The 12872-nt window shown below is 63.0% G+C and carries 11 protein-coding genes; 3 read left to right on the forward strand and 8 right to left on the reverse strand.

Annotation, left to right across the window (positions count from 1 at the left end):
- Nucleotides 1-237: 237 nt before the first annotated feature.
- The 3 genes from NZ746_11635 to NZ746_11645 are packed head-to-tail and all read left to right on the forward strand — an operon-like array spanning nucleotide 238 to nucleotide 3810.
- The gene (locus NZ746_11635) at nucleotides 238-1554 is read left to right on the forward strand and encodes a nucleotide sugar dehydrogenase (GenBank protein MCS6818005.1); all 1317 of its coding nucleotides are present in this window, start codon (nucleotides 238-240) and stop codon (nucleotides 1552-1554) included.
- Nucleotides 1551-3122, forward strand: a complete 1572-nt coding sequence (locus tag NZ746_11640) for a hypothetical protein (protein MCS6818006.1) — start codon at nucleotides 1551-1553, stop codon at nucleotides 3120-3122. Before NZ746_11635 ends, NZ746_11640 begins: the two co-directional genes overlap by 4 nt.
- A gap of 37 nt (nucleotides 3123-3159) precedes the next feature.
- Entirely contained in the window at nucleotides 3160-3810 is a 651-nt protein-coding gene (locus NZ746_11645; protein MCS6818007.1) for a hypothetical protein, read from the forward strand.
- Here the strand turns inward: NZ746_11645 and ftsZ are convergent.
- The 8 genes from ftsZ to NZ746_11685 all read right to left on the reverse strand — a co-directional run.
- Nucleotides 3791-4909, reverse strand: coding sequence for a cell division protein FtsZ (gene ftsZ, locus NZ746_11650; protein MCS6818008.1), 1119 nt, complete (start codon nucleotides 4907-4909; stop codon nucleotides 3791-3793). The genes NZ746_11645 and ftsZ overlap by 20 nt on opposite strands.
- A 64-nt stretch (nucleotides 4910-4973) precedes the next feature.
- Nucleotides 4974-6215, reverse strand: coding sequence for a cell division protein FtsA (gene ftsA / locus NZ746_11655; GenBank protein MCS6818009.1), 1242 nt, complete (start codon nucleotides 6213-6215; stop codon nucleotides 4974-4976).
- A gap of 3 nt (nucleotides 6216-6218) precedes the next feature.
- On the reverse strand, nucleotides 6219-7223 hold the full coding sequence (locus NZ746_11660; GenBank protein ID MCS6818010.1) for an FtsQ-type POTRA domain-containing protein: 1005 nt from the start codon (nucleotides 7221-7223) through the stop codon (nucleotides 6219-6221).
- 1 nt (nucleotide 7224) lies between these two features.
- The gene (gene murC, locus NZ746_11665) at nucleotides 7225-8634 is read right to left on the reverse strand and encodes a UDP-N-acetylmuramate--L-alanine ligase (GenBank protein ID MCS6818011.1); all 1410 of its coding nucleotides are present in this window, start codon (nucleotides 8632-8634) and stop codon (nucleotides 7225-7227) included.
- Complete coding sequence (murG, locus tag NZ746_11670) at nucleotides 8628-9806, reverse strand: undecaprenyldiphospho-muramoylpentapeptide beta-N-acetylglucosaminyltransferase (GenBank protein MCS6818012.1); 1179 nt, start codon at nucleotides 9804-9806, stop codon at nucleotides 8628-8630. The genes murC and murG overlap by 7 nt, the downstream gene beginning before the upstream one ends.
- The gene (ftsW, locus tag NZ746_11675; protein MCS6818013.1) at nucleotides 9799-10995 is read right to left on the reverse strand and encodes a putative lipid II flippase FtsW; all 1197 of its coding nucleotides are present in this window, start codon (nucleotides 10993-10995) and stop codon (nucleotides 9799-9801) included. Before ftsW ends, murG begins: the two co-directional genes overlap by 8 nt.
- A complete protein-coding gene (gene murD / locus NZ746_11680) occupies nucleotides 10989-12440 on the reverse strand; it encodes a UDP-N-acetylmuramoyl-L-alanine--D-glutamate ligase (GenBank protein ID MCS6818014.1) in 1452 nt (483 codons plus the stop codon). Before murD ends, ftsW begins: the two co-directional genes overlap by 7 nt.
- Nucleotides 12437-12872, reverse strand: a 436-nt coding sequence (locus tag NZ746_11685; GenBank protein ID MCS6818015.1) for a hypothetical protein, incomplete at its 5' end; no start/stop codon positions are given. The genes NZ746_11685 and murD, both read right to left, overlap by 4 nt.

Below are 12872 nucleotides of genomic sequence, written 5' to 3' on the forward strand. Positions count from 1 at the left end.
TTCTCGCAAATGCCTCGTTCCTATCGTTCATCGCCCATCCCTCCCGGCAGAATTTAACCCTATTTTCCGATGAAGAAGTGGTGATGTGTCAATCGGTTAAATGGAGTATTTTGGCCTCCGGCAAAAGGAGGAGTGCGAGCGGAGGCCTTGTGCGACATCGCCCTGCGACACTGACACGGCAAGGTGGTATAATGAAGCGCTTCGGTTCATGAGTCGGACACGCGGGAGAGAGTGCCCATGCGTCAGGGAGCGCACGCAGAGTTGGAAACGCGGATTGTAGAGCATCGAGCGCACGTGGTCGTTCTGGGATTGGGGCATGTGGGATTGCCGCTGGCAGTGGAATTCGCGCGAGCCGGATTCCCCGTAACGGGAGTGGATATTGATGCGCAGCGCATCGCGCGTCTTGAGCGCGGGGAGAGCTATGTGACCGATGTCTCTTCGGAAGAGCTGGAGCCGCTCGTACGGAGCGAACGGTTGCGCGCGACCGTGAGCGCGAGCGTGCTCGATGAGGCGGATTTGATCTTCATCTGCGTGCCGACACCGATGAGCAAATCCCGAGAGCCGGATATGTCCTACATCAAACAGGCCGTGGAGACGGTTCGCCAACATCTGCATCCGGGGACGCTCGTGGTGTTGGAGAGCACAACGTATCCGGGGACGACAGAAGATGTGGTGCTGCCGTGGCTGCAGGCGACGGGATTGGAGCTGGATCGCGATTTCTATTTGGCTTTCTCCCCCGAGCGCATTGATCCGGGGAACCGTCGCTATCGGCTTCGGGATATCCCGAAGCTCGTTGGTGGGGCGAGCCCACAGAGCGCGCATTTGGCGGCGCTGGCCTATCAGCAAATCATTCCGACAGTGCACGTCGTCTCCTCGGCGCGAGTGGCCGAGATGGCCAAGCTCTTGGAGAACACGTTTCGAGCGGTCAACATCGCGCTCGTCAACGAATTCGCTCTCATCTGTCGGGCGCTGGACATAGACGTGTGGGAAGTCATTGAGGCGGCGGCGACCAAACCTTTTGGATTCATGCCGTTTTCTCCGGGACCGGGGATCGGCGGGGCATGCCTTCCGGTGAATCCGGGGTACCTCGTGTGGAAGTCTCGGCGGCACGGATTCGAGCCTCGGCTCATTGGTGTGGCGGAGGAGATCAATCGGTTCATGCCATATCATGCCGTGGATCTGATCGTGGAGGCGCTCAACGTTCGGGGGAAGCCGGTCAAAGGGGCTCGCCTCCTCATCTTGGGCGTTGCGTACAAGCGGGATGTGGGCGATGTGCGGGAGTCGCCAGCGGTGACGATCATGGAGGAATTGCTGCGGCGCGGAGCGGACGTGGCGTATTCGGATCCGCACGTCGAGCGCGTGGAGATCGGGACGCGCGTCTTTCAGAGCGTGCCGATGACGGCTGAAACGCTGGCGACTTCTGATGGGGCGGTGATCGTGACCGATCATTCGGCCTTCGACTATTCGTTCATCGTCGAACATGCTCCTTTAGTCGTGGACCTTCGGAACGCGACGCGAGATCTCGGACGGCGTCCCAACGTGGTGCGGTTATGAAGAAGGCCGTTGGGGCAGGAGTATTAGTAGGGGCCTCGCTGCTTGTCTTGGGCGTGGCGATTCAGGTTTCCCAGTGGGGGAAGCCGTTGTCGCCGCGTCTCCATCTTCTAGCGGCGCGGGATCGCAATCAGGATGGGGTCGTGGACATCTGGGAATATCGAGCGGGAGAAGGGGAACGCGTGGTCCTTCACGATGAGGATGGTGACGGGCGCGCCGATCGGCTGCGCTTTCTTCGAGGAGGGGAAGTGGTGTGGGAAGCCACGCGCCCAACGCCGGTAGTATGGCGCGCGGATCGCGTTGTCATGACGCCGATGCGGGCATCGGCCCGGCATTTGGTGATTTGTCTCGATGGCGTGCCTTTCGAGATCATGGAAGCGCTCTGGCGGAAGGGGCATTTCCGGGAGTTCCTTCCTCCGGAGCGCGTGATCAGTCCATTTCCGGCCGATTCGGACGTCGCGCTTTCGGCGCTGCTTCATGCGCCGCCTTCGCCCGGATACGAGAATCGCTACTTCGATCGGCGGGCGAATCGCGTGAGTGGTGGCGTTCGCGTCACGTTCCGGCAAGACCTGCCGTATCATGATCGGCTCGACTACGCCTTTCCGGGCATTCTGCGGGGACCGGCATATCTCTTCCCCGAGAAGGCCTTCTTCGATGACTTGGCTCGCCTGCGCGCGCGATTCCGCGCGTCATCAAAGCGCGTCTTCATCGCGCATCTCTCGACAGCCGACGTGTTGTTTCACGTGCGCTCGCCCGAGCAAGCGCGACGACATCTGCTCGCCGTCGAGCAGGTCGTGCGCGAGCTTCTCCTGGAGAATCGCGGCGCGCTGGCGATCACGCTCCTCTCGGATCACGGGAATACGCTCACGGTCGTCGAGCGGGTGGCTGTGGAGGATGCTTTGCGGGCGGCCGGATATCGCGTAGAGGAGCGCGTGCGGGATGAGCGGAGCGTGGTGATCCCCGGGTATGGGCTGATCGGAGCTGTGGCGCTCTACATGCGTCCGGAGATCGTGGAGGAGGTGTGTCGCGTCGTGCGAGCAGTTCCGGGCGTGGACTTCTGCGTCTTTCGCGAGCGATCTGCAGGTGTGCCGGTGGTCATCGTCGAAGGCCAACGCGGGCGGGCGCGCCTTCGGTTCGATCCGGTCCGCAAGGCATTTCAGTACGACGTCGTGCGCGGGGATCCGCTGCAGCTTCTTCCCATCTGGGAGAAGTTGCGCGAGGAAGGGAAGGCGTATCCCGATGGCTTCATCTCTCAAGCGGTGCTCTTCGAGGCTACGGTCGACCATGTCTATCCCGACGCCGTGCGTCGGCTCTACGACGCAATGGCAGAACGCCAGGTGGAGAATCCGGCCGATCTGCTGTTGAGTTTGCAGGACGGGTATTATTTCGGCAGTCGGCGTTTCGATTGGTTCGTCCGCTTGCGCAGTACGCATGGGAGTCTCACAGCGCGTTCCTCGGTGGGGTTCATCATGACGACGGATGTCCGCTTCGCGCGTCCCCTCTCGGCTCGGGAGGTCCTCCCAGCAAGTGGGATCGAGCTTGATGAGCTGAGCGCTCCGGGCGCCCAGTGAGGAGAAGTCGGCGGTCGCATGATATAATGAACGTCGGATGCGCCAGGTGTTTCAGGCCGAACACTTGAGGGCTCTTGAACAGGAGCGGCGCCGAGCCGAGCGCCTCGTGTGGCGCTTTTACGCGCTCTCGGAGCGAGAAAGCGAACGCATTCACTACGAAGTGAAGACACTGCGCGACCTGCGACCGGAGGAAGTGAGCCATGAGGCGCTCGCGCACGTGATGTGCTACGAATTTGTGCGGCGCGTCGGGTCTTACGTCCTGCAGCAGTATGAACTGTACCGCATTTGTTTGCAGGATCATCGGCTGCTGGAAGTCGCGCGCGCGCTTCCTCGCCCGCTCGATCTTAGCGCCTTACTCCTGTATGTCCTCACGCACGAGCTGGTCCACGTGGTGCGTTTCGTTCAGAAGCTGCAGCGGATCGATCTGCCGATGGATGAACGCGCGGCCGAGGAAGCCTTCGTCGAGCGGACGACGTGGACGATCCTGGCGGGCGTGCGCGCATATCCGATGGAGCGATTGCGCGAATTCCTCTCCTTGAGCGAATGGTCGGGATTGGGAGAGGAACGCCCCGTGAGGACCGACGCTTTCGCTCGGCCGCCACATCGGGGCGGTCTCTCAGACGTTGCAAGCGGAACCGCGATCGCATCCGCGTGGTACGCCCTCGACCTCAATCGGCTCGCTTTCTAAGGAAGGCCGGCACGTCCAGATCCTGATGCGAGCGCGTCGGTATCCCGGTCTCCGGCAGCGGGGGAGAGAATCCCGGTCCTGACGGTCGGGTCGCTACCCCTCGGATATCGGCGGAAGTTGAAGCTTCCGCTTCGCGATCGAAGCCGGTGGCGATGACCGTGATCTTGATCTCGTTGCGCATGTTCTCATCAATCACGGCGCCGAAGAGGATGTTCGCGTCCTCGTGAGCGGCCTCGCGGATCAGCGTGATGGACTGATTGACCTCATGCAGCGTGATGTCTGGACCACCGGTCACGTTGATGAGCACGCCGCGGGCGCCTTGGATTGACGCCTCTTCCAGAAGCGGGCTGGAGATAGCGCGCTTGGCCGCATCGAGAGCTTTGTTCTCTCCCGTCCCATACCCGGTGCCCATCAGGGCGCGTCCCATGCCGCTCATGATCGTCTTCACATCGGCGAAGTCGAGGTTGATGAGCCCGGGGATGGTGATCAAGTCGGAGATCCCCTGTACGGCCTGACGCAGCACTTCATCGGCGAGCTTGAAGGCTTCCAGGAGAGTGAAGTTGCGATCCACGATGCTCAGGAGACGCTCATTGGGGATGGTGATGAGCGTGTCCACACACTCGCGTAATTCCCGCAAGCCCTGTTCAGCGACGGCCATTCGCTGGCGGCCTTCGAAGTGGAAGGGCTTGGTGACGACGGCCACCGTGAGCGCCCCCACCTCAACGGCGAGGCTCGCGATGATCGGGGCTGCGCCGGTCCCCGTCCCTCCTCCCAATCCGGCCGTGACGAAGACCATATCGGCGCCTTCGATGATCTCTAGGATCTTCTCCGTGTCTTCCAGGGCCGCCTGTCGACCCACTTCGGGATTCGCGCCGGCGCCCAATCCTTTGGTCAACTTGGCGCCGAGCTGAATCTTGATCGGGGCTTTGGACATCTTCAGAGCTTGCAGATCAGTGTTCGCCGCGATGAACTGCACGCCCTCGATGCCCGCCTCGATCATGTGGTTGATGGCGTTCCCCCCGCTGCCTCCGACGCCGATGACTTTGATCACGGCCCCATTGGCGGCTTCCTCAGCGAAATCAATCCTCAAGCTGCTCATGAAATCTTTGATCTCCGCTTGCATCGTCTCCCCTCCTTGTGCGTATTCTCTCCGGTCTTTGGATTCAGAAGAAATTCGCCAGCCAGCTCCGAACGCGCGCGGCCGTGCGCGAGATCGCTCCCGATGCTGACGTCGTGCGGTAATACCGTCCCAGACGTCCTCGATGAGCGATCATCACCAGGCCGATCGCTGTCGTGTACAGTGGACTGTTGGTCTCCTCCGAGAGCCCGGTCACGCCCAGGGGATATCCCAGGCGCGTGGGATGATCGAAAATCTGCTCGGCCAAATCGGTCAAACCCTGCAGCAGCGCGCCGCCGCCAGTCAGAATGATCCCGCTGGACAGCTCGCGCTCGAATCCGGCGCGCTTGATCTCCTCGTTGACGTAGCCGAGGATCTCTTCGGCGCGCGGTTGCAGGATCTCGCACAAGAGCTGCCGCGAGAGCGCACGCGGTGGGCGCCGACCGACGCTGGGCACTTCGATCGTCTCATCGCTCTCGGCGGCGAGCGCCGGCAGGACGCATCCGTACGTCCGCTTGATGCGCTCGGCCTCGGGAATCGGCGTGCGCAGACCGAAAGCGATGTCGTTGGTGAAATGGGATCCCCCGAAGGGGAAGATCGCCGTGTGTTGCACGGCGCCGCGTTGGTAGATGGCGAGACTCGTCGTCTCGCCCCCGATATTGATGACCGCCGATCCGTACTCGCGTTCGTCATCGGTGAGCGTGGCCTCAGCCGCTGCGACCGGCTCCAACACGATATCGGCCACCAACAGACCGGCGCGATTCACCGCGCTGATGATGTTCTGCCGCACCGTGATGGGACCGGTGATGATGTGCACAGCCACTTCTAAGCGCGTGCCCAACATATCGAGGGGATCGCTGATGCCATCCTGGCCGTCAATGATGTACTCCTGCGGTTGGACGTCGATGATCTCATGTCCGCCCGGGAGCGTGACGACGCAGGCCGTCTCGATCACGCGCTTGATGTCGGCGCGCGTGATCCGCCGATCGGCGTTCGTGATGGCGATGACCCCTCGATTGTTGAGTCCGCGCAACAGCGTTCCCGACATGCTCACATGAACCGATTCAGCGATGAGGCCGGACATGCGCTCGGCCTCCTCGACCGCGCGCCGGATCGGTTCCGCCGCTGCATCGGGATTCACGATGACGCCTTTGCGAAGCCCGCGGGACTCCGCCGTTCCGACTCCCATGATCTCCAATCGGCCATCATCGTTGACCTCGGCGATGACGGCCGTCGTCCGCGTGGTACCGATGTCGAGTCCAACGACGTGCGTCTCCTGTCTGGCCATAGGTCACCTCGCTCGTGTCGGTTGGAGTTTCGCTCGCGATGGTCGGTGAACGGGAGCAGTGGCTGCCTCGCGCGCTCGCGCCGGTTCGGGCAATCGAACCACGACGCGCGAGGGTTGCGAGACGTCAATGTAGCTGATCGTCACATCTTCCTGTAGCAATTCCGCCGTGGGCGCTACGCCCAGGCGCCGCAGCTCTGCGGCATCTTGCTTCTTCACGGCGCTCAGGATCTGCAGGCTCAACTCGAACCGTCGCCGAAAGTCTCGATCGCCCAGGTGAATCCAGGTCATCGGACTCTCCGTGAGATTCACCGTCACGTTCTTCAGATCCCGGAGATTCACCTGATCCACCCGATCCCAATAACTCGGCTCGGGCGCACTCAATTCCTGCTGAAGTTGCCGATAGAGCGCCACGCGCTGCCGATTCTCGGCCGCCGCCAGCTCCGATTCCTCCTCATTCCATCCCACTAGTAGCGGGAGCGTCTGCAGACCGAGCAAATGGAAATCCCCAATGACCATCCCCTCCTCGTCCACGCAAACGGGTGTTCCGCGATGTCGCGCGACCAGCGCGACGGGCGTGCGCTCGATGATCCGCACCCGCAGTTCGTCGGGCAGGACGCGTATGATCTCCGCATCCTTGATGAGGGGGTGCTGCCGAAGGTCCTCGCGCAGGGTGTGGAGGTCGGTGCGGAGAAGGCCGCGGCTTGTCGCCCGCCGGACGATCGCCTCGATCTCTTGAATGGGAACGCGGACGTTGCCCGTGATCCGCAGCGTCCTCGGCTCAAAAGCCGCTGTTGGTCCCAGGGCGCGCGCGGCGAGGATGAGCGCGCCAAATCCCAAAATCGGAACGAAGATCCGAAGAGCGATCCGCAAGGCGTTCCGCAGTCGAAGGCGCTCCGCTCTTCGATTGGATTCGCGGACGACGGTCTCCACCATGCGCGCCGAACGCGCGCGCCGATCCCGCGCCCGACGCGGTCGCGGGGCAACGGCCTGATTCACGTGCGTGAGCATGTCACCCTCCCTTGTGCGTGGTCTCCGACGTGCGCTCGGAAACATCGTGAAGGACGGTCAGAATCCGGTCGGCCGCCTGCGTGACACTCCCAGCACCGAGCGTCAACAGAAGATCGCCTGGGCGTAAGACCGCGAGCGTCGCTTCGATCGCCGCGTCCAGATCTCCCACGTATTGCGCGTTCCGATGACCGAACTCCCGAAGCCGCTCGACGAGTCGCTCCGCCGTCACGCCCTCGATCGGTTCCTCACTCGCCGCGTAAATGTCCGTGACGAGCACGACGTCGGCCTCGTAGAAGGCGCGCGCGAAGTCGTCCAGCAAAAGATGCGTTCGCGTGTAACGATGCGGTTGGAAGAGAACGACCACGCGCCGCCCGCACAACCGCGCCGTCGTCAACGTCGCTTTGATCTCCGTCGGATGATGCCCATAATCGTCCACGATGAGAACCCCCGCGGCCTCTCCTTTGACCTGGAATCGGCGATCCACTCCGCGGAAGTCCTCGAGCGCGGCCGCGATCGTTTCAAACGGGATCTCCAGATCGAGTCCCACCGCGCATGCGGCCAGCGCGTTGCACACATTGTGGTGTCCTGAGACGCTCAGCCGAATGCGCCCCATGGCCTCTCCCTTTCGTCGCACCGTGAACGTCGCGTGGAAGCAATCGGGCGTCTCGATCTCAATGGCCGAGATCTCGCATTGGGCGGAAAGACCGTACGTGATCACTTTGCGCGTGATGTGCGGCAGGATCGCCTGAACGTTCTCGTCGTCCAAGCACACGATGACCGAACCGTAGAATGGCACGCGATTGGCGAATTCGACGAAAGCCTCGCGCAGCTCCGCCAGATCGGCGTAGTGATCCAGATGCTCGCGATCAATATTGGTGATGACGGCGAACGTGGGCGAGAGCTTCAGGAACGATCGATCGCTCTCATCGGCTTCGACGACCATGAAGTCGCCGCTGCCGAGCTTCGCATGACTGTCGATGGCGCGAAGTCGTCCGCCGACGACGATCGTCGGATCCCATCCCGCATGGGCGAGCACGGTGGCGATCATCGAGGTCGTCGTCGTCTTCCCATGCGATCCGGCGACGGCGATGCTGTACTTCAAGCGCATCAGCTCGGCGAGCATTTCCGCGCGGGGGATGACGGGGATTTGTCGCTCGCGAGCGGCTACCAATTCGGGATTCTCTGGGCGCACGGCTGTGGAGAAGACGACGACATCCGCCTCGCCGATATTCTCCGGGCGATGGCCGATGACGATGCGCGCGCCGAGTCGTTGCAAGCGCTCGAGGATCGGAGAGGGACGCAGATCCGAGCCGGAGACGCGATACCCCAGATTGAGCAACAGTTCGGCGATACCGCTCATGCCAGCTCCACCAATGCCCACCAGATGGATCGTCCGAACGCGTCTCAACATCCCTCTCCCTCCACGTGCGTCGGTGTTTCGAAATGACGGCGCTGACACGACGCATCCTGTGCGCGCATAAGGTCGAGAGCGAGCGCGACGATCGCTTCGGCTGCCTCCGGGCGTGCGCGCTGACGCGCGCGCTCGGCCATCTCGTCCAAGCGCGCCGGATCGTCCAAAAGCTCGCGGATCATCGCGGCCAACCGATCGGGAGTCGCTTCCTCCTGAAGGAGACAGCGGGCGGCGCCCGCCCGTTCCAGCGCTTGCGCGTTCTTCCGTTGATGATCGTCGGCCGCCGTCGGCAGGGGGATCAGGATCGCAGGCTTTCCGGCCGCCGCCAGTTCGGCGAGGGTCGTCGCGCCTGCTCGACAGATGACCAGATCGGCGCGCGCCATCTCCTCGGCCATCCGCTCGATGAACGGCACGACGGTGACATGATCGCGCATGCCGGCTCGCTCATACGCCGCGCGAACCCAAGCGACATCCCGCTCGCCCGTCTGATGCGTCGCCGTCACCACGAGCGTCGATCTCTGCTCCCGAAGGCTCGCGAAGAGTCGCGGCAAGGCTTCTACCATCCGCTCGTTGAGCGCGCGCGATCCTTGGCTGCCACCGAAGATGAGCAAATGGCGCTCCGAGCTGCGCGCCCGACGCTCTCGCGCCACATCGGGCAGCGCGAGGAACTCCGCTCGAACGGGATTGCCCGTCACGCGCGCTTTCGCGCCGAAAAACGACGCGGCTTCGGGGAAGGCCACCGCCGCCGCGCGCACCCATGGCGCCAATACGCGATTGGTGAATCCCGGATACGCGTTCGGTTCGAGGATGAGCGTCGGGATCCCGAAGAGCGCCGCCACGAGGACGATAGGACCAGACGTATACCCCCCAATGCCGATGACGATGTCCGGACGCCGTCGTCGCACGATGCGCCAGGATTGCCACAGGCTTTTCGGCACGCGCCACAGCAACGTCGCCAGCGCTTGTCGCCATCCCACGCGCTTCAATCCGGCGACCTCGATGTGCTCCAGCTCGAATCCCGCGCGCGGGATGAGCGTCGCTTCAAGTCCCCGAGCCGTCCCCACGAAGATCACCTCTGCCGTCGGATCGCGTCGCCGAAAAGCGTCGGCGATGGCGAGCCCGGGGAAGAGATGCCCGCCCGTCCCACTGGCGGCGATGAGAATCTTACACATCGTCTGGCCTCGCCTGTTGCGCGATGTTGAGCAACACGCCGATCTCCGCCATCGTGATCACGAGCGACGATCCCCCATAGCTGATGAGCGGGAGCGGCGTCCCTTTCACTGGGAAGAGCCCTACGGCTACGCTCATGTGAAACAGCGCCTGCATGAGGATCGCCGTGACGATCCCCGCGCCAAGCAGCGTCCCGAACGTATCGGGCGCATGCCACGCGATGCGCATGCCGCGCCAGAGAAAAACGCCGAAGGCCACGACCAAAAGGCCCGTCCCCATCAGTCCCAACTCTTCTCCGATGTGGGCGAAGATGAAATCCGTGTGCGGCTCCGGCAGAAAGAAGAGCTTCTGCTTCCCTTGTGCGAATCCCACGCCCGTGATCCCCCCGCTGCCGAGCGCGATGAGTGATTGAATGGCTTGAAACCCACTGCCGCGCGGATCCTGCCATGGATCCAGATACGCCAAGATGCGTTCCCATCGCCAATCCACGTGGATGGTGAGCCACGCGAGCATTGGGAGCGCACCGATGCCGAGCGCCACTTGATGACGGAAGGGCACGCGCACGATGAAGAACATCACCAAGAGGATGAGCCCGAGCGAGAAGGCCATGCCCAAGTCCGGCTCCAGCAAGATGAGGACCATCATCGCCCCCGTGACCAGTGCGCACGGCAGAAACGTCAGTCGAAACCGTTTGATGCCGGCCGGGATCCGCCGATCCAAATGCGCGGCCAGAAAGACGATGAGCGCGAACCGCGCCAATTCCGAAGGCTGGAACGAGAGCGATCCCCACCGAATCCATCGGTGCGCTCCATTGACCGCCGGGAAGAAGAAAACCGCCACAAGCAGCAGGAACGCTCCCCCCACCAACAGGGCCACGAGCCGCGGATGCTGATAGAGGTGATAATCCACGCGCATCGTCACGACCATGACGGCGAGCGCGAGCATCACCCAGACGGCTTGTCGCGCGAGGAAATGATATTGCGTCCCATAGCGTTCGGCGGCGAGCACGGCCGAAGCGCTGTAGACCATCACGACGCCCAAGAGGGCGAGCGCAATGGCCAACGTGAAGAGCACCTTGTCACCGATCCGCGCCATCTCGCGATGGGGCGTGTGCTCGGCCTCTCCCCATCTGAGCGCGAGATCGTGAGGCGCTCGCCACGACGTCCGACGTTGTGTCCGTCCCCTCAGCATGCGTTTCTCCTCTCCTTCGGGACGACCTCCTCGCTCTGCAAGCGGCGCACCGCCTCTTTGAAGACGCGCCCTCGATGCTCGAAGTTCTCGAACATATCGAAGCTCGCACACGCCGGAGAGAGCAGCACGATGCCTCCGGCCGGAGCGAGACGTCGCGCCGTTCGCACAGCCTCTTCCAACGTCGCGCAGCGCGTCACAGGAGCAGTGTCCTCGAGCGCCGCGCGAATCTTCTCGGCCGCTTCCCCGAGGACCAGGACGTGCGCGACCTTCTCGGCCACCAATGGACGCAGGCGCGTGAAGTCATCACCTTTGTCGCGCCCACCAAGGATGAGGACGATCGGTCCTTCGAGTGCCTCGAGGGCCGTGAGCGTCGAAGCGACGTTGGTCGCTTTCGAGTCGTTGAAATAGTCCACTCCTTCGATCCGCGCGACCCATTCCAAACGATGTTCGACGCCGGGGAACGCCCGCAGGGCTTCGCGCAGAGGCAGGGCTTCTGCCAAAGCCAGAAGCGCGGACCCTTCCGGGGCGCGCAAGAGACTCGCTCCAGCGAGCGTCGCCGCGAGCACCGCCAACGCGTTCTCGACATTGTGAGCTCCGCGCAGCGGAACGTCGGCGCGGCGCGCGAGTTCTCGCTCTTCTCCCCCCCATCGAAGGACGAGGCGATCGTCTCGGAGGAAGACGCCGCAGGCCGCCAGATCTCGATCCGCTCGACGGCTGAAGAAAAGCACGCGCGCGCGCGTGGCGTCCGCCATGGCGCGCACCGTCGGATCATCGGCATTCAGCACGGCCCAATCCGCTTCGGTTTGATGGCGGAAGATGCGGCGCTTGGCGGCGATATACGCCTCCAAGGATCCGTGGCGATCCAGGTGATCCGGAGCGATGTTCGTCACGACGGCGACGCGTGGATGGAGCGTCTCCGTCAGCTCCAACTGGAAGCTGCTCAATTCGGCGACGAGGAAGCAATGAGCATCGTGCACCTCCTCGACGAGGCGGATGAGCGCGCGACCGATATTCCCCCCCACGTGCGCGCAATAGCCGCAACGCGCGAGCAGATCGCCGATCCAAGCCGTCACGGTCGTCTTCCCGTTGGTCCCAGTGATGCCGATCAGGATCCCCTTGAGGAATCGAGCGGCCAATTCCACCTCGCTGAGGATCGGCACGCCCGCTCGACGCGCTTCGTCAAGGACCGCGAGCGTAGGGGGCACGCCCGGACTCAAGATGATCGCATCGGCCGTGCGCAGCAGCTCCGGCGGATGAGTGCCGAGCACCACGCGAACGCCCGCCGCTCGCAGGGCTTCCAGCGCCTCCTTCGCGCGCCCGAAGTCTTCTTCTCGCTTCACATCCGTCGCGATGACGCGCGCGCCACGACGCGCGAGGAAGGCGCTGGCGGCCATGCCGCTCTCACCCAGTCCTATGACCACGATGGTCCGACCCGCGACGTTCATCGCAACTTCAACGTCGAAAGGCTCAAGAGCGCGAACAAAATCGCGATGATCAGGAACCGAAACACGATCTTCGGCTCCTTCCACCCAATCAGCTCGAAATGATGATGCAGCGGCGCCATCTTCAGCAGCCGACGTCCGCGCCCAGTGATCCGCCGCGTGAGCTTGAAGTAAAAGACCTGCGCCATCACCGAGAGCGCTTCCAACACAAAAATCCCCCCGATCAGCAGGAGCAAGAGTTCTTGCTTGACCATCACGGCGACCGTTCCAATCGAGCCACCGAGCGACAGGCTGCCGACGTCTCCCATGAAGACTTCGGCCGGTGGCGCGTTGAACCACACCCCCACAACGACGACGTCGGCGCCGAGCAACCGCAATCCCTGGATCAACCCTATCAAACCCTGAGCGACGTGCGTATCGATCAGCGGTACACCC

Source organism: Blastocatellia bacterium, assembly GCA_025055075.1.
GTDB lineage: Bacteria > Acidobacteriota > Blastocatellia > HR10 > HR10 > HR10.